Source organism: Pseudomonas sp. 14P_5.3_Bac1, assembly GCF_025466135.1.
GTDB lineage: Bacteria > Pseudomonadota > Gammaproteobacteria > Pseudomonadales > Pseudomonadaceae > Aquipseudomonas.
Window position 1 is genome coordinate 309,212 of record NZ_JANLOF010000057.1, and the last position, 23,088, is coordinate 332,299.

Sequence of the window (23,088 nt, forward strand, 5' to 3'; positions counted from 1 at the left end):
TGATTCAAGCCACGTCGGCTTCGGGCTTGTGCGCCACAAAACGCATCATCCATTCCGCCACGGTTGCGCCGTGGTGGTCACGCGCCAGACTGGCCACGCCATTGTTGTAGATCTTCTCGCCCAACGTTGTCTGAAGAATTTCCAGCAGCTCGCGGGAATAGTCGTGGATGAATTCCGGGTGGCCCTGGAAGCACAACACCTGGTCTTCAATGTGGTAAGCGGCGTACGGGCAGAAATCGCTGGAGGCAATCACGGTAGCGTTTTCCGGCAGGCGGGTGACCTGGTCCTGATGGCTGATCAACAAGGTCAGCTCTTCCACCACCGGGCTCATCCACGGCGCCTTGGCGTTGAGTTTGTAGTCGTGGATGCCCATGCCCCAGCCCTTGCTGGCCCGCTCGGTCTTGCCGCCCAACAGCAGCGCGAGCAGCTGGTGGCCGAAGCACACGCCCAGCAACTTGTCGCCGCGCTCATAGCGTTCAAGCAGGTAGGTTTTGAGGGTCTGGATCCACGGGTCGGTGCCAAAGGAATCGGCCTTGCTGCCGGTGATCAGGTAGGCGTCAAACGCCTCGTCATCCGGCGGGTATTCGCCCTGAACCACGTTGTACACAACAAACTCGGCAGCAATCGGCTGCTTGGAGAACAGGCGCTTGAACATCTGCCCGTACCCTTGGTATTGATCGATCAAGCCTGGACGCAGGATATCGGTTTCCAGGATACAGACGCGTAGCGACATAAAAAATACCTGACACGGTGGTGGGAATAATGCACACCCCAGAGCCTGCCTTGAAACACCCCTGCAAAGCAAGTCTCGCCAAGTGCCTCAGTGTGGGGGCGGGCTTGCGTGCGATGGCGTTATATCGGCCGAAATTTGCATTGGCTGACACACCGCTATCGCGGGCAAGCCCGCTCCCACATGGGTTCTATATCGCTCAGGCTAAGGTGTTTAGGTCAGGCGAATATGTCTCCTTGTGCCGCTTTTTCCAGCAGCAGAGCCGGGGGCGAGAAGCGCTCCCCGTACTGCTCGGCCAGGTAGCGCGCCCGGGCGATAAAGTCGTTCAGGCCGTACTGGTTGATAAACTGCAGCGCGCCGCCGCTCCACGCGGCAAAGCCTATGCCGAAGATTGAGCCGACGTTGGCGTCAGCCGTCGACCTCAACACGCCCTCCTCCACACAACGCACGGTTTCGATGGCCTGGATGAACAGCAAACGGTCGCGCACGTCCTGTGGCGAAATTTGGTTGTCGGGCTGTTCAAAGCGCGCTTTCAGCTCCGGCCACAGGTGTTTCTGCGCCCCTTGGGGGTAGTCGTAAAAACCACCGCCCGCCGCCTTGCCCGTGCGTTTGTACTCATTCACCAACAGGTCGATCACCAAGGTCGCGGGATGCGTCGGCGGCGCCTTGCCTTCAGCCTGTAGATCTTTCGCGGTTTGCTGCCGGATGTGGCTCATCAAGCTCAGCGACACCTCATCCGACACCGCCAACGGCCCCACCGGCATGCCGGCCTTGCGCGCTTCGGTTTCGATCATCGGCGCGGCCACGCCTTCGCCGAGCATGGCAATGCCTTCGTTGGTGAAGGTGCCGAACACCCGCGAGGTGAAAAAACCACGACTGTCGTTGACCACGATCGGAGTTTTCTTGATTTGCAGGACGAAATCAAAACCTCGGGCCAGGGTTTCGTCGCGGGTATGGGCGCCCTTGATGATTTCCACCAGCGGCATCTTGTCGACCGGACTGAAGAAATGCAGACCAATGAACTTGCCTTGATCGGGCACGGCGTTAGCCAGGCCGCTGATGGGCAAGGTCGAGGTGTTGGAGGCGATGACGGCGTCGCTGCCGACCACACGTTGCGCGGCGGCCGAGGCCCTGGCCTTGAGCTCACGGTCTTCGAACACGGCTTCGATGATCAGGTCGCAGCCGGCCAGGTCGGCGTCGTCCTGCGTAGGATGAATCCGCGCCAGAATGGTGTCGCGCTGTTCGGCCGTCAGTTGCCCACGGCTGATCTTCTTGTCCAGCAGCGCAGCCGAATGCGCCTTGCCCTTTTCAGCCGCGGCCAGGCTGACGTCCTTGAGCACCACGTCGATGCCCGCACTGGCGCTGACATAGGCGATGCCCGCCCCCATCATCCCCGCGCCCAGTACGCCGACTTTGCGCGTGACGTACGGCGCAAAACCTTGTGGCCGTGAGCTGCCGGCGTTGATGTCATTGAGCTGGAACCAAAAGGTGCCGATCATGTTTTTCGCCACCTGGCCGGTGACGAGTTCGGTGAAGTAGCGCGTTTCGATCAAGTGCGCAGTGTCGAAATCGACTTGGGCGCCCTCCACGGCAGCGCAGAGGATTTTCTCCGGAGCCGGGAAGCAGCCATGGGTTTTGCTGCGCAAAATCGACGGCGCAATCGCCAGCATTTGCGCCACCTTCGGGTTCGACGGCGTGCCACCTGGGATCTGATAAGCCTTGTTGTCCCACGGTTGTCTGCCCTCGGGATTGGCCAGAATCCAGGCGCGGGATTTAGCCAGCAGCTCATCGCGATCCATCGCCAGCGCATTGATCAACCCGGCTTGCAGCGCCTGCTGCGGCCGCACCTTCTTGCCTTCCAGCAAATACGGCAGGGCCTTTTCCAACCCGAGCATGCGCACCATGCGCACTACCCCGCCGCCGCCCGGCAACAAGCCCAAGGTGACTTCAGGCAAGCCGAGCTGTGTCGAGTTGTCATCCAGCGCGACGCGGTAATGGCACGCCAGGCAAATCTCCCAACCGCCGCCCAACGCCGCACCGTTGATGGCGGCCACCACTGGCCTGCCGAGGGTTTCCAGACGGCGCAGTTGGGCCTTCAACACCAACACGCCGTCGTAAAACTCCTTGGCGTGGGCCTTGTCGACTTTGATCAATTCATTGAGGTCACCGCCGGCAAAAAAGGTTTTCTTCGCCGAGGTGATCACCACACCGGCGATGCCGTCCTTTTCTGCCTCCAGGCGTGCGACCGCGGCCGCCATGGCCTCGCGGTACACGCCGTTCATGGTGTTGGCGCTCTGGCCGGGCATGTCGAGGGTCAGCACCACGATCTGGTCCTGGCCTTTTTCGTAACGAATGGCGTCGGTCATGACAGGTTCCTTGGGCTCAGAGGCGTTCGATGATGGTGGCGATGCCCATGCCACCGCCGACACACAGGGTGGCCAGGCCGTAGCGCTGCTGGCGCACTTCCAGTTCGTCGAGCAGGGTGCCGAGGATCGCGCAGCCCGTGGCGCCGAGCGGGTGCCCCATGGCAATGGAGCCGCCGTTGACGTTGACCCGCGCAGCGTCGATGCCCATGTCCTTGATGAACTTGAGGACGACTGAGGCAAACGCTTCGTTGACTTCAAACAGGTCGATGTCTTCCACGCGCAAACCGGCCTTGGCCAGGGCTTTGCGCGTGGCCGGTGCCGGGCCGGTGAGCATGATGGTCGGGTCGGTGCTGGTGACCGCCGTGGCGACGATGCGCGCCCGCGGTCGCAAGCCCAGTTCGCGGCCTTTGGCCTCGGAGCCGATCAACATCAGCGCGGCGCCGTCGACGATGCCGGAACTGTTGCCTGGCGTGTGCACGTGATGGATGCGTTCCACATGGCTGTAGACGCGCAAGGCGGTGGCATCGAAGCCCATCTGGCCCATCATCTCGAAGCTTGGCTTGAGCTTGCCGAGGCCTTCAAGGCTGGAGTCGCCACGAATGAACTCGTCGTGGTCCAGCAGCACGATGCCGTTTTGGTCCTGCACCGCGATCAGCGACTTGTTGAAAGAACCGTCCGCACGCGCCCTGGCCGCTTTCTGCTGGGAATGTAGGGCGAAGGCGTCGACGTCCTCGCGGGTGAAGCCTTCCAGGGTCGCGATCAAGTCCGCGCCGATGCCCTGGGGCGTGAAGTGACTGTGCATGTTGGTCTGCGGGTCGAGCCCCCAGGCGCCGCCATCACTGCCCATGGGCACGCGCGACATGGATTCGACGCCGCCGACCACCACCAGGTCCTCAAAGCCGGAACGCACTTTCATTGCGCCCAGGTTCACCGCTTCGAGGCCCGAGGCACAGAAACGGTTGATTTGTACGCCGGCGACACTGATGTCCCAGTCCGCCACCAGTGCGGCGGTTTTGGCGATGTCGGCGCCCTGGTCGCCCACCGGGGTGACGCAACCGAGCACGATGTCATCCACCTGGCGTGTGTCGAGGTCGCTGCGCTGCGCCAGCGCGGTGAGCAGACCGGCCACCAGGTTTACCGGTTTGACGCTGTGCAGGGCGCCGTCGGCCTTGCCTTTGCCCCGGGGCGTGCGTATGGCATCAAAGATCAAAGCTTGGGTCATGACATCCTCGAACGCAGTGCGTGTGTGCCCCTACCTTAGGCCCGATTGACACGGTTTCAATGACGGATGCGCTCATTGCTTTTGACCCTCACGCTCGGACGAACGGTAGGGTGCTATGGGAAAGCGCGGGTTAATCGTTTTAGCGGTCTAGCCAAGGCATTGGCGCCAAGATGGCGATATGCCTCATGCCTTTTTAATTAGAAATTCTGATTAGCTGATATTAAATGGATCTAAGCGACGCAGAACGAGGGCTCTAAGGTTCAATCAGTAAGAAGTTGCTGCCGGGTTTTGCTGGAGCAACTGTAAGAAAAGCGACACGTCACGTTGCGATACTGAAATTGACCGGCACGCATTTGACGCTCAGGAATAACAACAAAAGGCAGTCAGCCATGTTCAAACATTCGAAAGTACGTCAGGCGGGACTTATTCTGTTCGCCACCACACTGATTCTGATCTTGCCCAATTTAACCAAGGTTATTGGGTGACGACTCGATCCTCACATTCCGTGCACACATTGCATCAGGACTGCAGCTTTTGGCAGCACCTGCCGGGACATTGCGTATAGCGGTCCTGTTGCAGGGGCTGTCTTTTTGCGTGCCGATTTCCGGTATCGTGGACGCCATCGCCACTTCAAACCGGGCTCACTCTTGAAACTGATCCTCGCCTTTCTCGCCGCGCTGTTGGCCCTTCCCACTGCGGCCGCCCAGTTGACCATCGACTTGGACCGCGCCAGCAAAACCTGGCAGACCGAAGATCTGCTTAAGCACCCGCAGGCGCAGACGGTGCATATCGTCGATGACGTTTCCTACAAGCGCGACATGACTTATCGCGCGGTGCCGCTGGCGGCTCTGTTACCGGGCCTCTCGCCGGAAAATCATCTGCAAGCCGTCGCCCTCGACGGGTTCGCCGCCGAGCTGACGGCGGCGCCTTTGCTGCAAAAACACGGTGCCCGTGCCTGGCTGGCAGTGGAAGACCCGGCTCATCCATGGCCCGCGCTGGCCGAAGGCAAGCCAAGTGCCGGGCCGTTCTATCTGGTGTGGACCGACCCGCAAGCCGGGAACATCAGCCCTGAGCAGTGGCCCTTCCAGATGTCCGGGATCAAGCAATTGAAGACAGTGGCCGAGCGCTTTCCAGCCCTGTTGCCTGACCCGAAACTCGCCGCGAATGACCCGATCAACCAGGGCTTTGCGCTGTTCCAGAAAAACTGCCTGGCCTGTCACCGCCTCAACGGCGCCGGCGATGCGCAGGTGGGGCCGGACCTGAATATTCCCTACAACCCTACGGAATATTTCAGCGGGGATTTCCTCAAGCGTTATATCCGCGACCCGCAGAGCCTGCGGCACTGGCCCCAGGCGAAGATGCCAGCGTTCGCAGCCAGTGTGTTACCGGACGGCGAGCTGGATTTGCTGGTGGGGTATTTGAAGCATATGGCGGGGCGTAAGCAGCAGCCTTGAGCCTTACCAAGCTCCCTTGCTCAACGGGACTGCTGTGGCGAGCGGGCTTGTCGTGGCGAGCGGGCTTGCCCCGCGTTGGGCTGCGCAGCAGCCCCAAAACCAGACGCTGAGGAGTGCCTGACACACAGCATTCTGCTTTATTAGGGCCGCTTCGCAGCCCAACGCGGGGCAAGCCCGCTCGCCACAGCAAGCCCGTCCGCCACGACAAGCCCGCGCCCAGGTTTGAGCTGCTCCGTTCGGGAGATTATTGCTGCTGCACCGAAATCACCGGCGTCGGCGCCACGAACACTTTGGCGTGCATCTGCTCATGCCCGCCGCCTCGGCGCATGCCGCGTACCGGGCAGGCATCCAGGTAATCCAGGCCTACCGCCAACTTTAAATGCCGCTCGGGCCGCGCCAATTGGTTGGTCACATCAAAGCTGTACCACGCGTCATCCAGCCAGGCTTCGGCCCAGGCGTGGCTGGCCAGATGCGTGCTGTCTTCGGTGTACAAATACCCCGACACATATCGCGCTGGAATGCCCAGGCTGCGTGCGCAGGCCAGGAATGCATGGGTGTGGTCCTGGCACACGCCTGCGCGCCCCGCGAATGCCGTGGCGGCGCAGGTGTCGACTTCAGTGGCGCCCGGCGTGTAGACCATCGACTGGTTGAGCGCATGCATCAGGTCGATCAACGCAGAGCGGTCCCGGCGTTGACGGCAATGCTGGTCGGCAAAGCCGCGCAACGCGTCGTCCGGCTCGGTCAGTCGCGTGCTGCGCAGGAACGGAAACGCCGACTGGCTTTCGTGCTCAGCCTCGCGCAATTCATCGATATCCACTTGGCCACGGGCGCCGATGATGATGGCGTCGTGGGGCTCATCAAGGGTCAGCACATGCAGGATGTTGCCAAACGGGTCGACCTGCGCGCGCACCGGGCGCGGCAGATCGAGCTGCCAACTGAGCACGTGCTGGCGTTCGCTGTCGTGGGGCGTGAGGCGCAGGTACTGGATGCTGGCGCGCACCTGGTCTTCGTAGTGGTAGGTGGTTTCGTGGCTGATGGAAAGTCTCATGCCGCCTCCAGGTAGGAACTGTAGATGGCGTCGCCCAACTGGCGGACCAAGGGGATAAAGTCGGTCAGCCAGGCATGCAGGCCTTCCTCGAGAATTTCGTCGATGGCGGTAAAGCGCAGGCGCGCGTCCATCTCGGCGGCCAGGCGCTGGGCCGGGCGCCCGTTGAGGCCCGGCAGGCTGGCAAGGATCTGGTCGATCTCTTCGCTGCAGGCACGCAGCGAGCGTGGGACATCAGCGCGCAACAACAGCAGTTCGGCTACTTGCCGGGCGCCGGGTGCGTCACGGTAGATCTCGGTGTAGGCCTCAAACGACGACAACGCGCGCAGCAAGGCACTCCACTGATAATAGGCATGGGCCGTGCCGTCGCTGACCGCAGCGGCTTGGTCGCCAGCCATTTCGTAGCGCGCATCCAACAGGCGCAGGGTGTTGTCGGCACGTTCGATGAAGGTGCCCAGGCGAATAAAACGAAACGCGTCGTTACGCATGATGGTGCCGTAGGTGGCGCCACGGAACAGGTGCGACCGCTCCTTGACCCACTCACAGAACCGGCTCATGCCGTAGCGGCTCAGCCCTTGCTGGGCGATATCCCGGATATCCAGCCAGGTGGCGTTGATGTTTTCCCACATGTCGGCGGTGATTCGCCCACGCACCGCATGGGCGCTGGCGCGCGCGGCGCCGAGGCAACTGTAGATGCTCGCCGGGTTAGCCGCGTCCAACGCAAAGAAGTGCAGCAGGCGCTCGGCATGCAGTTCGCCGTGGCGCTCGTGGTAATCCTCCAGGGTGCCGGTGATCAGCAGCGGCATGGCCAATTCGTGCAGGCCATCACCGCGCCCATCCTGGGGCATCAGCGACAGCGAATAACTGACATCAAGCATGCGGGCGAGGTTTTCCGCGCGTTCCAGGTAGCGCGACATCCAGTACAAATCCGAGGCAGTTCTACTCAACATGGCATCAGTCCTCGACCACCCAGGTGTCTTTGGTGCCGCCGCCCTGGGACGAGTTGACCACCAGCGAGCCCTCGCGCAGGGCCACGCGGGTCAAACCGCCGGGCACCACGCGGGTTTCCTTGCCGGACAACACGAACGGCCGCAGGTCGATATGGCGCGGCGCAATGCCGTTTTCGACGAAGGTCGGACACGTGGATAAACACAGCGTCGGCTGCGCGATATAGGCGTGGGGCTTGGCCTTGATGCGCGCGCGGAAGGCTTCGATTTCCGCTTTTGTCGACGCCGGGCCCACCAGCATGCCGTAGCCGCCGGAACCTTGGGTTTCCTTGACGACCAGGTCCGGAAGATTGGCCAGCACGTGGGACAATTCGTCGGGCTTACGGCATTGAAACGTAGGCACGTTCTTCAGAATCGGCTCTTCATCCAGGTAAAAACGGATCATCTCGGTGACGAAGGGATACACCGACTTGTCATCGGCCACCCCGGTGCCAATCGCGTTGGCCAACACCACATTGCCCGAGCGATAGGCCGCGAGCAGGCCGGGCACGCCGAGCATGGAGTCGGGGTTGAAGGCCAGTGGGTCGAGAAATGCGTCATCGAGGCGACGGTAGATCACATCCACGGCCTTGGGGCCGTCAGTGGTGCGCATGAATACGCGGTCATCGCGCACGAACAAGTCGGCGCCTTCCACCAGTTCCACGCCCATTTCCCGCGCCAGGAAGGCGTGCTCGAAGAACGCGCTGTTAAAGCGCCCCGGGGTCAGCACCACCACGCTGGGGTTATCCAGAGGGCTCGAGCTTTTCAGGGTGTCGAGCAACAGGTTGGGGTAATGGTCGATGGGCGCGATGCGCTGGGCGGCGAACAACTCGGGGAACAGGCGCATCATCATCTTGCGGTCTTCGAGCATGTAACTCACGCCGCTCGGTGTGCGCAGGTTGTCTTCCAACACGTAGTAGGTGCCGTCGCCATCGCGTACGAGATCAACACCGGAGATGTGGGAATACAGATCGCGGTGCAGGTCCAGGCCCTGCATGGCCAACTGGTATTGCTCGTTGGCCAACACCTGTTCGGCGGGGATGATCCCGGCCTTGATGATGCGTTGCTCGTGATAGAGGTCGGCGAGAAACAGGTTCAGCGCTTTGACCCGTTGAATGCAGCCGCGCTCGACAATTTGCCACTCACTCGCCGGAATGCTGCGCGGGATGGTGTCGAAAGGAATCAGGCGCTCGGTACCCTGCTCGTCCCCGTAAAGGGTGAAGGTGATCCCGGCGCGGTGGAACAGCAAATCGGCTTCACGCCGGCGCTGGGCCAGCAGTTCGGCGGGAGTTTCAGCTAACCAGCGGGCGAACTCGCGGTAATGGGGGCGGACCTGCCCTGCCCCGTCGTACATTTCATCGTAATAAGTGCGGATCATGCCGTACTCCTTGTCACCCGGGCGCGAGAACCGTCGCAAGGCCCGTGCCAGCGGCATAAACACTTAAAAATCAGTGAGTTAAATAACCTGCAGGTTTTGCGCGCACCGTCCTGGTGCGCAGAATGCCCGCTGTCCTGTACCACGCTTCATCGCAATGCGGGCTTTGACTATCAACAGCATAGTCAGAGTTGATTTCACTGCCCGGTTGCGCTTGCGGATAATCCCCACATCGGCTGACCAGGATGTTTCCTGAGATGTCAGCGAACCGCTCTTCCCTTTAAGCCACCCTCTTTGGGTGGTTTTTTTTGCGCCGTAGAAAGCCAAGAGCCCGATTTGCCGGCGATCGCGACGTTAAAGACGCTATCGGCAGCAGGCCGGGCTCGTAGTAGGTGGCGATGTTAAGGGTGCAGTTGTGGGGAGTGCACAAACAAAATCGGCCGACCCAAAGGTCAGCCGATACGCTGTGTTGCTCATCGAATGCCGCTACATGGGTAACCCACGCACCTCCTGCTTGACGCCCCATCCCTCGATGATCCCGCCCAAAGGCTCGACCACCGCTTCAAAGTCTTGCTCGAAGTCTCCTATGCCGTCGTAGGTTGCGAACATGATTTTGCTCAGTTCCAGGTACCAGGCGCCATCGTCGCGCGCGCTGACCTGGGCATTCAGGGATTCCCCACGAAATCGACCCGCAGCCCTGCGCGCCCGTTCCTCATCCGGGAAAATGGCGTAGAACTCGATGGGGTGGAACCGTGAGAAGTCGAAACCGCCTTCTTTCATGCGGCGCAGTACGTTGGTGCTGATGTCTTCTTGATAGGCTGTGCTCATGAAACGTCCTCCTCAAACTGATGGATAGACTTTCCGTGCTTCCCGAAGACCGCGCCCTGCTGGCGCGGGTGCTACGGCATTAACGACACCGCGGGAAAACAAGCATGTAGCTGACAAGACCAGACCTTAGCGATTCATTCGCTGATCTCGGTTGCAGAGTAGCGCGAAGCTATCACCTCCACCAGAGGTGCTTGAAGGACATACAGGCAATGTTCAGGCGGCGGGCGAAATGTCGAGGATTTGAATGCTGTTCTGGTCTTTAAGAATCTTGACCGTAGGCTCGGGTTTGCGCCCTTCCAAGTCATTCAGGTCAAGTTCGGCGGCCACTGGCACCAGCTTGTTACGAATCATGTGTGCCGCATCTTCGAGGCTGGGCTTCTGGTCGCAGCTGAACTGCTCGACGGACTGAACGCCGTGATCATCAACGAAGGTAATCTGCCACTTTTGCATCGGTGCCTCCTCGATAAAACCCATGTGTGGGCTTACAACTATCTGGACCTTGAGGGCTCTGCAAACGTTCCACTCAAGTCAGGAGGCACTTGATTAATTACACTTATTTTTCAGCGTGTTCTTTCAAGGCTTTCAAGGTGTTGAACGGCGCGTCCACCACGAACTTGTTGGCCAGCCACGATGGCACGCTGCCGCCTGGCTCGGTGTGCACCTGGTAGGTCACTTCGGTCTGGTTGTCGCCTTTGGGTACCAGCTTCCAGTAGCCGTCTACCTGGGCAACGCGCACGTAACCTTTCACTTCTGGCTGATAGGTCGGCACTTCCAGCAATTTGCGGGTCACGGTGCCGTCGGCAGCCTTGGAAGTGGTGATTTCGAGGATCGAATCGCGGTCGGTCACCGGGAACGGTGCCTTGAACTGGGTGTAGGTCCAGCTCTTGTCGCCTTCGGTCTTGAGCAGTTTTTGCGATTTGCATTCGTGGATCCAGGAGCAGGCACCGGCCACGTCTTCCTGCAGGGCCTGGATCTTGGCGACAGGCGCCTTGATCAGCGCCACACCGCGGTAGGCCTTGTATTTGGAGCCGGCAATTTCGCTCAGGGACACCTTGATACCGTCTTCGTCCTTGGCGACCTGCCAATCCTCAGCCTGCGCAGTGGCAGCAAACAACACCGTAAAACCGCACAACACAGCCATTCGTTTCAGCGAACCCATTGTTGTATTCCTTATTGTCGAAGTTCTGAAAGTAAGTTCTGAAAGTAAATTCCGATAGTAAAGCCCATCAAGCCGCCGTCATCTGCTCCCACCAGCCGATCAACCGGATCGCATCGGCCTGGTCGTTGCCACAGACATCCAGATCTGCTTTGAAATCACTGCACACCGCTGGGCGTTCCGGTTGGCCAAACAGCAGGCATAGCTGTTCGACCGACAGGTGCAGGCAGCGTTCGCCCGCGGGTTTGCCGTGCGGCATTCCCGGCAATGGCGAACTGATGGAGGGGGCAATGCAGCATGCGCCACAGCCTTCACGGCATTTCATGACCAACAGGTCCTCGACGACTCAATGTGGATGGCCGGGCTAGAGTACGCCCTTAAACAGCCGTTTTAAAATGGTCTAACAGGTGTTTTTCGCACAAAACAAAAGTGACTGACCAGTCTGCGACAGATGGTCGATGAGCGGCGTCACCTTTGCGCGAAATTTATTGCTTGAACTCGAAATCCAGCGCCGCGCCTTCGATATCGCGACGTTCATCGTTACGCAACTGCAGCTTCATCTCGTTGCTGAGCAAGCGGCCGTTGATCTGGAACGCGCTGTTGTCGGTAGGTTTCTCGCCAAACATCGGCGGCAGCAAGGGCACGCTCTTGGGCTTGGGCATGGTGCCTATGGGCTGCAAGTGCCTGACCATGTCCGTAGGCAGTGTCAGGTCCAACTGTGCCGGTGGCAGTTTGGTCTGTGCCACTTCATGGGCTGACTTGGATTTGCTCGCGACGGGAGCGCGCTTTTTCACCGTGGCGGCTTTCTTCTTGGCCGCCGGAGCCTTTTTGGCGGGCGCCGGTTTTTTCGCGGGAGTGGCCTGCTCGGTACTGGCGGCGGGCTTGCTTTCAGACACCACAGGCGTTGCCGCCAGCACGGTGCCGACGTTACACAGGCTTAACAGGCCAACCACTACAGCAGCGCGAAAAATAGATGTCATATCGCCAACAGCATTAACGGCAGAGGGCCATATGCTCGCTTGTTGTGCGCGGCATGACAAGTCTGGTGATTAGCCAGCTATCGGTACTGTCCCCATTACACGCCTCAGCCACCGGCCTCAAAGCCCGGCTGCAGTTTCCTGGCACAGCTGGCTGGCAAGCATCCCCAAGGTCATCAGCGCCCGCTCTGCCTCGCGGTTCCACGGCGTGCCGCAGTTGAGGCGAATACAGTGGTTGAACTGTTCCGTATTACTGAAAATCACCCCCGGCGCAATGCTGATGCCCTGCTGCAATGCGCGCACGTGCAGTTCCTGGGTATTGACCCGCCCCGGCAAACTGACCCACAAGATAAAGCCGCCGTTGGGACGCGTCATCTGTGTGCCTTCCGGGAAATACTGCTGCACCGCCAGCTGAAAAGCGCTGAGGTTCTTGCGGTACTCCTGGCGGATATAACGCAGGTGGCGGTCATAGCCGCCGTTTTCCAGGTAGGCCGCAACGCCCATCTGGGTCACGCTGCAGGCCGAGTGGGTGCTGAACATCTGCAGCCGCTGGATTTCCTGCTGGTATTTGCCGGCAATCATCCAGCCGATGCGCACGCCGGGAGACAAGGTCTTGGAAAAGCTCGAGCAGTAGATCACCCGGTCGAGGCGGTCATAGGCTTTCAGCGCCTTGGTGCGGCCCAGTTCGAACATCAGTTCGCCGTAGATATCGTCCTCGACGATCTGGATATCGAAATCCGAGGCCAGGCGCAGCAACTGTTTCTGGCGTTCTTCAGGCATGGTCGCGCCCAGGGGATTGCTCAGGCGCGTGGTCAGCACCAGGGCCTTGATCGACCACTGGTTGGCCGCCAGTTGCAAGGCCTCAAGGCTCATGCCGGTGGACGGGTCGCTGGGGATCTCGATGACTTTGAGGCCCAGCAGATCGGCCAATTGCAGCAAACCGTAATAGGTGGGTGATTCGGCGGCGATCAGGTCGCCCGGGCGGGTCAGCACGCGCAACGACATCTGCAACGCATCGACACAACCGTGGGTGATCACCACTTCGGAGGGATCCACCACTACGCCGGCGTCGCGCATGCGAATCGCCACTTGGCGGCGCAATGGCTCAAAGCCCGGGCTGAACATGTAACTGAATGCGCGCGGGCTCTGGAAGCGGGTGACTTTGGCCAATTGCTGGTGCAGCGCCCGCACAGGCAGGTAATCCACACTCGGCACGGCGGCGCCCAACGGGAACACACCTTCGCGGCGCGACTCGACCAAGACTTGCTGGATGATGCTGCTGCGGGTGACCAAACCCGGGCGCTCGACCCGCGCGATGTCCGGCGTGGGCGCCGTCAACGCAGGTGTCTGGTGCACGTAATAGCCCGACTGCGGCCGCGCCCGGATCAGCCCCTGGTCTTCCAGGTTGGCATAGGCCTGTAACACCGTGGCGTGGCTGACGTTGAGCTGGGAGCTCATTTTGCGCACCGAGGGCACACGCTCACCGGGTTGATAGACACCACGGCGGATGTCCTCAGCCAGTTGCTGGGCGATACGTTGGTAGAGCAACAGATTGGTCATGACGCAGCACTCGATTTCACGGGTATTTTATTTTTGTGTGAAACATACCGGCACAGTTTAGAAGTGTACGGGGACAGTTGCGAGAATAGTCGAGCTCGGGCGGCAGTGATAGAAAAAACTGTGCGGGTGTTGAACATGAAAAACCCGATCAGCGATCGGGTTTGCTTGGGGTGGGAGCTGGCTTGCCTGCGATGGCATCACCTCGGTTAGCCAGATCCACCGAGGTGCCCGCATCGCAGGCAAGCCAGCTCCCACAGAGGACCGCGCAGGGCGTCAGCGCGCAGCGCCCAGCTGGCCCTTTTCATCGGAGAACACAATCTCCACCCGACGGTTCTGCGCGCGGCCACGCTCGGAGGCGTTGGCTTCGACCGGGTACTGGTCGCCATAGCCTTCGACCTGGATACGTTTTTCATCGATCCCCAGGTCCATCAGCACATCGGCCACCGATTGCGCACGGTCGCGCGACAGCTTCAGGTTTTCCTGCTCGCCACCGGTGTTGTCGGTGTAACCCTCGATGCGCACCACGCGCTTGGGGTTCAGTTGCAGGAACTGCACGATCTTCAGCACCGTCCGATTGGCCGAGTTTTCCAGCTGCGCATCACCGGTGTCGAACAGCACATCGCCGAGGGTCATCACCAGGCCGCGATCGGTCTGGGTGGTGGTCAGGCTGGCGATTTGCTCTTCGAGCCACTTGCCCTGTTGCTGCACGCTGGCGAGTTTGTTTTCGCGCAGGGCCAGTTGCAGGCGTTGGCGTTCCAACTCGAGCTTGGTGCCGCGCTCGGCGTTAAGGCCCTGTTCGGTGTGTTCGCGGGCGATCGCACTGTACCGCTGGCTCAGGTAAGCGTAATGCACCACGTCGGCACCGCTGCCCCAGTAGCTGGACAAACGATCGGCGCGCGCCAGGGATTCACCGGCGCGAATGACGTCCTTGGGTGCAAAGCGCAGCACATTGGCGTCTTCCTTGACCTTCTGGAAATCAGTGCCGGCCTGTTGCAAGGCCTGCTCGCTGCTCGGTTGGCTGGCGCAACCGCCCAGGGCGGCGCTGCCCAGCAGCACGACACAGCTCAAACCACGGATCATCGGGCTCATTGGGCTTCTCCCAACTGCAATTGCTTGCGCAGGCGGGTGATGCGGGTGTTGAGCACGCTCAGTTGCTCCTGGCTCTTTTGGGTCAGAACCTTGGCTTCGGCAAGGCGCGCGTCCAACTCGGCCTGTTCGGCCCGCATGCGCGCATGCTTGTAGGACTCATCGGCCATGTCGGCCTTGGCCCTGGCGAACTTGTCTTCGGCCAGTTTCAGCTCAGGCGAATCGTCGACGCTGGCCCCCACGGCGCTGGCTTGTTCCAGGGCTTGCTGGGTGAGGCGTATTTGCTCATTCGGCGCAGGATCGGCTGCACATCCCGCCAAAGCGACAACGGCGAGGGCCGCGAAAAGAGGTCGAATAGTCACTGTAAATCCTTACTTTGCTGGGGTGCCGACGGGTTGCTGCAATTGCGCTTTCCAGCGCTCGAGGTTGCGCTGCATTGCTGTTTGCACCACACCGGACGCGGGCAATTCTGTCATCTTTTTGGCCAGCTGTCCGCGCAGCCACGGATCATTGCAGGCCGAGTTGTGGGAAATCGCCAGGTACAAGCCGGGTTGATCGACAGGCACTTCACGCGCGATCAAGTCGTTGCTCATGCCCAGCGTCTGGGCCATGGCCATACCCGAATAACGCCCGGCGAGCACGTAGTCCACTTCCCCCAGCAGCAGTTTCTGAAAGGCCGGCGTCAAGGTGGGGAAGCGTTGCAGGTTGAGCTGTTGGCTGGCGAAGGTGTCGAAATCGGCACTCAAGCGTGCGCGTTCCGAGACTGCGCCCTTTTGGCCGTGCAGGTCGGCCGCCGTGGCGTAGACCAGCGCCGAATCCTTGCGGGTCCAGACCAGGTAGTCGATCTGCATCAAGGCCGGGTGGATGTAGTCGAGGGTTTCCAACTCGCCCAGGTTCAGCGGCGCATCGGCGAGGATGTCCATGCGCCCGCTGCGCACTTCATCCAGGGCCAGGGCGCGTTTGCCGCCATAGAGCAGGTCGATTTTAAGCCCCAGCTCCTTGGCCACTTGTTGCAGCACATCGGCGGTGGCGCCGATCAGGTGCGTCGGGTCTTGTGGGTCACGCCATAACAAGGGCGGCGCGTCCGGGCTGCCGGTGATCACCAGGCGCTCACATTTGCCAGCGGCCAGCGCCAGGCTCGGCAGCAGCGCCAATCCAAGTGTCAGTGCCAGCACTACGGGACGCAGATCCATGGCGGTTCTCCAGATTAAAAAGGGGCGCGCAAAAAAAAGCCCGGTCCAAAGACCGGGCTCTTTATAAGTGAAGCGGCTGGATTAGACCAGCTTCTCCAACTCAGGTACGGCTTCGAACAAGTCCGCCACCAGGCCGTAATCAGCCACCTGGAAGATCGGCGCTTCTTCGTCCTTGTTGATCGCAACGATCACTTTGGAGTCTTTCATACCGGCCAAGTGCTGGATCGCGCCGGAGATACCGACGGCAATGTACAGCTGTGGCGCAACGATTTTGCCGGTCTGGCCGACCTGCATGTCGTTGGGTACGAAACCTGCATCGACGGCCGCGCGGGACGCGCCCACCGCAGCGCCCAGCTTGTCGGCCAGGGCGTACAGGTGCTTGAAGTTGTCACCGTTCTGCATGCCACGCCCGCCGGAAACGACGATCTTGGCAGCGGTCAGCTCAGGACGATCCGACTTGGCCAGCTCTTCGCCAACAAAGCTGGACGTACCCGCGTCGTGGGCGGCGGAGACGGCTTCAACGGCCGCCGAACCACCTTCAGCAGCAACCGGGTCGAAACCGGTGGCACGCACGGTGATCACTTTTACCGACGCGTTGGACTGCACGGTGGCAATGGCGTTACCGGCGTAGATCGGGCGCTTGAAGGTATCAGCGCTTTCAACCGAGATGATCTCGGAGATCTGGTCAACGTCCAATTGCGCGGCAACGCGTGGCAGGATGTTTTTGCCGTTGGAAGTAGCGGCAGCCAGGATATGGCTGTAGCCAGCGCCCAGCTCTGCAACCAGAGGAGCAACGTTTTCCGGCAGTTGGTGAGCGTAGGCGGCGTTGTCGGCCAGCAGTACTTTGCTCACGCCAGCGATTTTCGCCGCGGCGTCAGCCACGGCGCCAGCGCCCTGACCTGCTACCAGCACGTGAATGTCGCCACCGATTTTCGCAGCGGCAGCCACGGTGTTCAGGGTGGCCGGGGCCAGCACCTTGTTGTCGTGTTCTGCGATTACCAAGATAGTCATGATTAGATTACCTTCGCTTCGTTTTTCAGTTTCTCGACCAGTTCAGCCACCGACTTGACCTTGATGCCCGCGCTGCGTGCAGCCGGCGCTTCAACCTTGACGGTCTTGTTGGTGGAGGCGGTGGAAACGCCCAAAGCTTCTGGAGTCAGCGACTCAAGCGGCTTCTTCTTGGCTTTCATGATGTTTGGCAGGGACGCATAGCGCGGCTCGTTCAAACGCAGGTCGGTGGTGACGATGGCCGGCAGTTTCAGCGAAACGGTCTGCGCGCCGCCGTCGATTTCACGGGTAACCGCAACGCTGTCGCCGCTCACTTCGACTTTGGAGGCGAAGGTGCCCTGGCCGTAACCGGTCAGTGCAGCCAGCATCTGGCCAGTCTGGTTGTTGTCGCTGTCGATGGCCTGTTTGCCGAGGATCACCAGCTGAGGCTGTTCCTTGTCGACAACGGCTTTGAGCAACTTGGCAACGGCCAGGGAGGTCAGCTCTTCAGCCGATTCAACCAGGATGGCGCGGTCGGCGCCCAGTGCCAGGGCGGTACGCAGCTGCTCTTGGGCAGTGGTAGGACCGATGGAAACCACAACGATTTCAGTCGCTACGCCTTTTTCTTTCAGGCGTACGGCTTCTTCCACGGCGATTTCACAGAATGGGTTCATCGACATCTTGACGTTAGCAAGGTCGACGCCGGAATTGTCCGCCTTGACGCGAACTTTCACGTTGTAATCGACAACGCGTTTGACAGCTACAAGAACCTTCATGGATTCCTCGTTACTCTCCGGTGAAAAGAAAGTCGCCTAGGCGAACCTGGCGGTTGATGCTCATCGGCACACAAGGGCACCTCCAAAAACGTCGGCGGATGACCTTACTCACGGGAAATGATGACCGTTCGTCAGTGGTGACTGAGAGGTCATTCTTTATCGCGGCGTGTAAACTGCGCGCCATCAATGAAACGCGCGTCACCTGTTTTGCCTTGGCCCTGCTTTTGGACGTGCTCTTGAAACCTGCGGTATGCCTACGGTATGCGCAAAACCGACCGTATATTGACCGGAACGCCTATTCTGGTCAATACGCCAAAATAGCCAGTCATAAGCCGCGTTGCTTTGATTTACCTAGCTTCCAAGCAATTCAAACAAACGTTTGTATTGGACGCTGCCAGTGGTGTAGATATAATGCGCCACCTAGAGAGAAAGGTGGGTCATCCCGTGCTCCGAATGCACTGATGACGGATGCGACACCGAACCTCCACCCATTAAAAAAAAAGCCTGTTGAGCCTTGAGTAGGAGATAGCCTGTGGAACGCGAATACATGGAATTCGACGTGGTCATCGTCGGCGCTGGCCCGGCAGGCCTGTCTGCCGCCTGCCGACTGAAGCAGAAGGCCGCCGAAGCCGGTAAAGAAATCAGCGTCTGCGTGGTCGAGAAAGGCTCCGAAGTCGGCGCGCATATCCTTTCCGGTGCGGTGTTTGAACCCCGCGCCCTGAACGAACTGTTCCCGGACTGGAAAGCACTTGGCGCCCCGCTCAACACTCCCGTGGTGCGCGATGACATCTATGTACTGCGCAGCCCGGAAGCCGCCACCAAGGTTCCCGACTTCTTTGTGCCCAAGACCATGCACAACGAAGGCAACTACATCATCTCCCTGGGCAACCTGTGCCGCTGGCTGGCCCAGCAGGCTGAGAACCTGGGCGTGGAAGTCTACCCAGGCTTCGCCGCTCAAGAAGCACTGTTCGACGAAAACGGCGTGGTCCGCGGGATCATCACCGGCGACCTCGGCGTCGACCGCGAAGGCCATCCAAAGGAAGGCGTCTATACCCCAGGCATGGAGCTGCGTGGCAAGTACACGCTGTTCGCCGAGGGCTGCCGTGGCCACATCGGCAAGCAACTGATCCAGCGCTTCAACCTGGACAGCGACGCCGACGCCCAGCACTACGGCATCGGCCTCAAAGAAATCTGGGAAATCGACCCCGCCAAGCACCAACCTGGCCTGGTGGTACACACCGCCGGTTGGCCGCTGGACATCATGAGCAACGAGAACACGGGCGGTTCTTTCCTCTATCACCTGGAAAACAACCAGGTGGTCGTGGGTCTGATCGTCGATCTGTCCTACAGCAACACCTTCCTGTCGCCGTTCGATGAGTTCCAGCGCCTCAAGCACCACCCGGTTCTCGCCCAGTACCTGGAAGGCGGCAAGCGCATCAGCTACGGCGCGCGTGCCCTGGCCAAAGGCGGCATCAACTCGTTGCCGAAGATGGTCTTCAAAGGCGGCGCCCTGATCGGCTGCGACCTGGGCACCATGAACGTGGCCAAGATCAAAGGCAGCCACACCGCGATGAAGTCCGGCATGCTCGCCGCCGACGCGGTGGCCGAACGCCTGTTCGCCGAGTCTGAAGGCGGCGACGAACTGACCAACTACGTCGACAGCTTCAAAGCCAGCTGGCTGTACGAAGAGCTGTTCGCCAGCCGCAACTTCGGCCCGGCGATGCACAAGTTCGGCCCGATCCTCGGCGCCGGCTTCAACTGGTTCGACCAGAACATCCTCGGCGGCAAAATGCCGTTCACCCTGCACGACACCAAGCCGGACTACGCCTGCCTGAAGCTCGCCAAGGACAGCAAGAAGATCGATTACCCAAAACCCGACGGCAAGCTGAGCTTCGACAAGCTGAGCTCGGTGTTCATCTCCGGTACCAACCACGAAGAAGAACAGCCGTGCCACTTGAAGCTCAAGGACCCGAGCATCCCGATCGGCACCAACCTGCCGCTCTACGATGAACCGGCGCAGCGCTACTGCCCGGCCGGCGTGTATGAAGTGATCACCAAGGAAGACGGCGAGAAGCGCTTCCAGATCAACGCCCAGAACTGCGTGCACTGCAAGACCTGTGACATCAAGGACCCTTCGCAGAACATTACGTGGGTGACACCGGAAGGCGCCGGCGGGCCGACTTACCCGAATATGTAAGTCATTGGCTTGAACAAAAAGGCTCCCAATCGGGAGCCTTTTTTATGCCCAGCACAGATCAAATGTGGGAGCTGGCTTGCCTGCGATGGCGGAGCATCAGTCAACCAACCTTTAGCTGACCCACCGCTATCGCAGGCAAGCCAGCTCCCACATTGACCGCGTTGCATCAACAGAATCTAGGCAGCCCGCTCTTCGCCCGGGTTACGCAAAAAGTAGCGCTTATATTCGCGACTGAACTGCGACGTACTCTGATACCCCACATTGTGTGCCGCCTGCGCCACACCCATGCCCTCCACCAGCAGCAACTGCTGCGCCTTGAGCAACCGCAACCGCTTCAAATACTGCACCGGCGACAACAACGTACAGCGCTTGAAATGCTCGTGAAACGTCGACGCGCTCATGTGCGCATAACCGGCCAGCGTCTCGATATTCAGCGGCTCGGCGTAATGGGCATGCAGGTGATTCAACGACGTGGCGATGCGCGAAAATTGCCCCTGCTGCTCCACCAATGCCCGCAACACATCGGCCTGCGGCCCGCGCAACGCGGTGAACAACAATTCGCGCACCCGCGCCGGGCCCATGATCCGGCTTTCCAGCGGATCGTGCAGGCACTGCAACAGTCGCTCGACGCACCCACGCATCGCATCATCGAGCACCACCGAACTCATCGATTCCAGCGTCTGCGCTGCCGGCGGCGGCCCGGCCTGAATGCCCATGGCCATGACCAACTCGCCCAGCACCACCCGATCAATACCCACCGTCACGCCATACAACGGCGCGTTCGGCAGGGCAAAGGTCTCGCATTCAAACGGCACCGGCATCGCCTGGATCAAATAATGCCCGGCGCCATACTCCAGCGTACGCGGGCCCAGGTAGGCGACTTTGCTGCCCTGGGCCACGATCATCAGGCTCGGCTCGTAGATCTGCGGGCCGCGCGCCACGTCGCAGCTGGCGCGCAGGACCTGCACGCCGGGAAGGTTCGTCGGCGAAAATCCGTCGCAGGGCGTAAGCCCTTTTATCAAGGCCACCAACGTGGCGTTGGCGTCGAGATGGCGGGTCAACAACATGGCAAAAAACTTCGCGAAAAAGGGATGAGAGCATCATCGCAGGTCTGACGGCACATGGATCCAAACAAGGGGCACTCCCGGACGAATAGGCATGAGACTCGGAGCAATCGCCATGGCCGCATCGGGGCGCGGCGCGGAGAATGCGCCGCCTCCCTAGTTATTCCTGTTGCGAGGTTTCCTCATGTATACCGCCATCGGTTATGCCGCCCAGTCGGCGACCACTCCCCTCGCCCCCATGTCCTTCGAACGTCGCAGCCCGCGCGCCGATGACGTGGCCATCGAGATTCTCTACTGCGGCGTGTGCCACTCCGACATCCACCAGGCGCGCAACGAGTGGGGCATTGCCGTGTACCCGCTGATGCCGGGCCACGAGATCGTCGGCAAAGTCACCGCCGTCGGCGCCAGCGTCACCGCGCACAAAGTCGGCGACCTGGTCGGCGTGGGCTGCATGGTTGATTCGTGCCGCCACTGCGACGCCTGCCACGCGGACCTGGAGCAATACTGCCTCGAAGGCCCGACCATGACTTACGCCACCCCGGACCGGGTCGACGGCAGCAACACCATGGGCGGCTACTCCGACAGCATCGTGGTCAGCGAGCACTTCGTGGTGAAAATCCCGGCCAAGCTCGACCTGGCCAGCGCCGCACCGATCCTGTGTGCCGGCATCACCACCTACTCGCCACTCAAGCATTACGGCGTGAAAGCGGGCGACAAAGTCGGCGTGCTGGGCATGGGCGGCCTGGGCCACATGGGCATCAAGTTCGCCAAGGCGATGGGCGCAGAAGTCACGCTGTTCACCCGCTCCGCGAGCAAGGCTGAAGAAGGCCGTCGCCAAGGCGCCGATCACGTGATCGTGTCCACCGACGCCGAGCAAATGAAAGCCGCCGCCGGCAGCTTCGACTTCCTGCTCGACACCATTCCGGTGCAGCACGACCTGAACCCCTACCTCGACGTGCTGCGCTTTGACGGCGTGCACATTCTGGTCGGCCTGATCGAACCGGTCGATCCGCCGGTCAACGCCGCCAAGCTGGTGTTGGGCCGTAAAGTGCTGGCCGGTTCGTTGATCGGCGGTATTGCCGAAACCCAGGAAGTCCTGGATTTCTGCGCCGAGCACAACATCACCTGCGACATCGAAATGCTCGACATCCGCCAGATCAATGAGGCTTACACCCGCATGATCGCCGGTGATGTGAAGTACCGCTTTGTCATCGACATGGCGACCTTGAAGGCCTGATCAGGCCTTCGCGCCCAACTCCGCTGAGAGCCGCGCTGCGACCTGTTTGATCACAGGGATCAGCTCGGCCATTTTTTCCAGCGGCATGTAGGGCACGGTACTGGCGATGCTGATGCCGGCGACGATTCGCCGGCTGGCATCGCGCACCGGTGCCGCCACACAACGGATCGACGGTTCGTTGTCTTCCAGATCGAACGCATACCCCCCCGCCACGTATTCGCGCATGCGCTGCTCGAACTGCGCCCAGGATTGCTCCGGGTGCTGCGGCCACTGCTGGCTTTTGCCACCGGCCGGAAGGCTGGCTTCATACAGGCGCTGCCACTCCTGCACCGAGTCGTCCAGCAACATCGCCTTGCCCACACCCGTGCGCGCCAGTGGCATGCGATGGCCCACCCGCGAGCGCATTTCCGGACCGTTACGGCCGGGATTCTTGTGCAGGTAAAGCACGTCGTCGTATTCGCGAATCGCCAGGTGGATGGTGTCGCCGGTCAGCGCCGACAACTCATCCAGATACGGCACCGCGAGGCTCACCAACGGCAATTCTTCACGGGCCTGGAAGCCCAACTCGATCAGCTTGGGCCCCAACAGGTAACCGACTTGCGGCACCACACGCAGGTAACGCTCCTCCACCAGGCAACTGGCCAGGCGGTGGGTGGTGCTGCGGGTGGTGCCGATGCGCCGGGCGATCTCTTTCAGATCCCGCGCACCGGCCGCCACTGCCTGCACCACGCCCAGGCCACGCAACAGAGTCTGGGTGCCGGTGGGCGCGGCGTCTTTGACGGGGATGTGGGCGTTTTCCTGCATATCGGGCCTATTGGGAAGTACGAAAACGGCGCCATTATGGCAAAA

General features: G+C 60.6%; 22 protein-coding genes. 3 read left to right on the forward strand and 19 right to left on the reverse strand.

Annotated features, from left to right (window positions below; translation table 11 throughout):
* Positions 1-4 precede the first annotated feature (4 nt).
* From NTD89_RS15360 to NTD89_RS15370, 3 genes are all read right to left on the reverse strand, one after another.
* On the reverse strand, positions 5-733 hold the full coding sequence (locus NTD89_RS15360) for an amidotransferase (protein ID WP_262208495.1): 729 nt from the start codon (positions 731-733) through the stop codon (positions 5-7).
* A 215-nt stretch (positions 734-948) separates the two neighbouring features.
* Positions 949-3,096, reverse strand: coding sequence for a 3-hydroxyacyl-CoA dehydrogenase NAD-binding domain-containing protein (locus NTD89_RS15365; RefSeq protein WP_262208497.1), 2,148 nt, complete (start codon positions 3,094-3,096; stop codon positions 949-951).
* Between the two features lie 16 nt (positions 3,097-3,112).
* A complete protein-coding gene (locus NTD89_RS15370) occupies positions 3,113-4,318 on the reverse strand; it encodes an acetyl-CoA C-acetyltransferase (RefSeq protein ID WP_262208498.1) in 1,206 nt (401 codons plus the stop codon).
* A 647-nt stretch (positions 4,319-4,965) separates the two neighbouring features.
* Between NTD89_RS15370 and NTD89_RS15375 the strand changes: the two genes are divergently transcribed.
* Entirely contained in the window at positions 4,966-5,772 is an 807-nt protein-coding gene (locus NTD89_RS15375; protein ID WP_262208499.1) for a c-type cytochrome, read from the forward strand.
* 244 nt (positions 5,773-6,016) lie between these two features.
* On the opposite strand, the gene NTD89_RS15380 is transcribed toward NTD89_RS15375, so the two are convergent.
* The 14 genes from NTD89_RS15380 to NTD89_RS15445 all read right to left on the reverse strand — a co-directional run bounded on the left by NTD89_RS15380 (position 6,017) and on the right by NTD89_RS15445 (position 17,741).
* Positions 6,017-6,820 carry a transglutaminase N-terminal domain-containing protein gene (locus NTD89_RS15380; protein WP_145159228.1) on the reverse strand — a complete coding sequence of 268 codons (804 nt, stop codon included), beginning with the start codon at positions 6,818-6,820 and terminating at the stop codon, positions 6,017-6,019.
* A complete protein-coding gene (locus NTD89_RS15385; RefSeq protein ID WP_106576198.1) occupies positions 6,817-7,767 on the reverse strand; it encodes an alpha-E domain-containing protein in 951 nt (316 codons plus the stop codon). The genes NTD89_RS15380 and NTD89_RS15385 overlap by 4 nt, the downstream gene beginning before the upstream one ends.
* A gap of 4 nt (positions 7,768-7,771) precedes the next feature.
* Entirely contained in the window at positions 7,772-9,181 is a 1,410-nt protein-coding gene (locus NTD89_RS15390) for a circularly permuted type 2 ATP-grasp protein (protein WP_145159230.1), read from the reverse strand.
* A 483-nt stretch (positions 9,182-9,664) separates the two neighbouring features.
* Complete coding sequence (locus NTD89_RS15395; RefSeq protein ID WP_003193463.1) at positions 9,665-10,006, reverse strand: ribonuclease E inhibitor RraB; 342 nt, start codon at positions 10,004-10,006, stop codon at positions 9,665-9,667.
* 213 nt (positions 10,007-10,219) lie between these two features.
* Positions 10,220-10,456 (reverse strand): hypothetical protein, encoded by a 237-nt coding sequence (locus NTD89_RS15400; protein ID WP_106576196.1) that lies wholly within the window; start codon positions 10,454-10,456, stop codon positions 10,220-10,222.
* Positions 10,457-10,559: 103 nt separating this feature from the next.
* Entirely contained in the window at positions 10,560-11,165 is a 606-nt protein-coding gene (locus tag NTD89_RS15405) for an START domain-containing protein (RefSeq protein ID WP_064453725.1), read from the reverse strand.
* 67 nt (positions 11,166-11,232) lie between these two features.
* Positions 11,233-11,487, reverse strand: a complete 255-nt coding sequence (locus NTD89_RS15410; RefSeq protein WP_083357231.1) for a YkgJ family cysteine cluster protein — start codon at positions 11,485-11,487, stop codon at positions 11,233-11,235.
* Between the two features lie 160 nt (positions 11,488-11,647).
* Positions 11,648-12,142: a translation initiation factor 2 gene (locus tag NTD89_RS15415; RefSeq protein WP_262208501.1), complete on the reverse strand. Its 495-nt coding sequence runs from the start codon at positions 12,140-12,142 to the stop codon at positions 11,648-11,650.
* A 117-nt stretch (positions 12,143-12,259) separates the two neighbouring features.
* Positions 12,260-13,699 carry a PLP-dependent aminotransferase family protein gene (locus tag NTD89_RS15420; RefSeq protein ID WP_106576193.1) on the reverse strand — a complete coding sequence of 480 codons (1,440 nt, stop codon included), beginning with the start codon at positions 13,697-13,699 and terminating at the stop codon, positions 12,260-12,262.
* 273 nt (positions 13,700-13,972) lie between these two features.
* Positions 13,973-14,788: an OmpA family protein gene (locus NTD89_RS15425; protein ID WP_145159233.1), complete on the reverse strand. Its 816-nt coding sequence runs from the start codon at positions 14,786-14,788 to the stop codon at positions 13,973-13,975.
* Entirely contained in the window at positions 14,785-15,147 is a 363-nt protein-coding gene (locus tag NTD89_RS15430) for a DUF4398 domain-containing protein (protein WP_242196081.1), read from the reverse strand. Before NTD89_RS15430 ends, NTD89_RS15425 begins: the two co-directional genes overlap by 4 nt.
* Before the next feature lie 9 nt (positions 15,148-15,156).
* On the reverse strand, positions 15,157-15,978 hold the full coding sequence (locus NTD89_RS15435) for a substrate-binding periplasmic protein (RefSeq protein WP_242196084.1): 822 nt from the start codon (positions 15,976-15,978) through the stop codon (positions 15,157-15,159).
* Positions 15,979-16,059: 81 nt separating this feature from the next.
* A complete protein-coding gene (locus NTD89_RS15440) occupies positions 16,060-16,989 on the reverse strand; it encodes an electron transfer flavoprotein subunit alpha/FixB family protein (RefSeq protein WP_145159239.1) in 930 nt (309 codons plus the stop codon).
* A 2-nt stretch (positions 16,990-16,991) separates the two neighbouring features.
* A complete protein-coding gene (locus NTD89_RS15445; RefSeq protein ID WP_057009251.1) occupies positions 16,992-17,741 on the reverse strand; it encodes an electron transfer flavoprotein subunit beta/FixA family protein in 750 nt (249 codons plus the stop codon).
* A gap of 532 nt (positions 17,742-18,273) precedes the next feature.
* Here NTD89_RS15445 and NTD89_RS15450 point away from each other — a divergent pair.
* Positions 18,274-19,938, forward strand: a complete 1,665-nt coding sequence (locus NTD89_RS15450; protein WP_262208503.1) for an electron transfer flavoprotein-ubiquinone oxidoreductase — start codon at positions 18,274-18,276, stop codon at positions 19,936-19,938.
* Between the two features lie 176 nt (positions 19,939-20,114).
* Here the strand turns inward: NTD89_RS15450 and NTD89_RS15455 are convergent, their stop codons facing one another.
* Complete coding sequence (locus NTD89_RS15455; RefSeq protein WP_106576185.1) at positions 20,115-21,005, reverse strand: AraC family transcriptional regulator; 891 nt, start codon at positions 21,003-21,005, stop codon at positions 20,115-20,117.
* A 181-nt stretch (positions 21,006-21,186) separates the two neighbouring features.
* On the opposite strand from NTD89_RS15455, the gene NTD89_RS15460 reads away from it, so the two are divergent.
* Positions 21,187-22,239 carry an NAD(P)-dependent alcohol dehydrogenase gene (locus NTD89_RS15460; RefSeq protein WP_017138342.1) on the forward strand — a complete coding sequence of 351 codons (1,053 nt, stop codon included), beginning with the start codon at positions 21,187-21,189 and terminating at the stop codon, positions 22,237-22,239.
* Here the strand turns inward: NTD89_RS15460 and NTD89_RS15465 are convergent, their stop codons facing one another.
* A complete protein-coding gene (locus tag NTD89_RS15465; protein ID WP_106576182.1) occupies positions 22,240-23,043 on the reverse strand; it encodes an IclR family transcriptional regulator in 804 nt (267 codons plus the stop codon).
* Positions 23,044-23,088 lie beyond the last annotated feature (45 nt).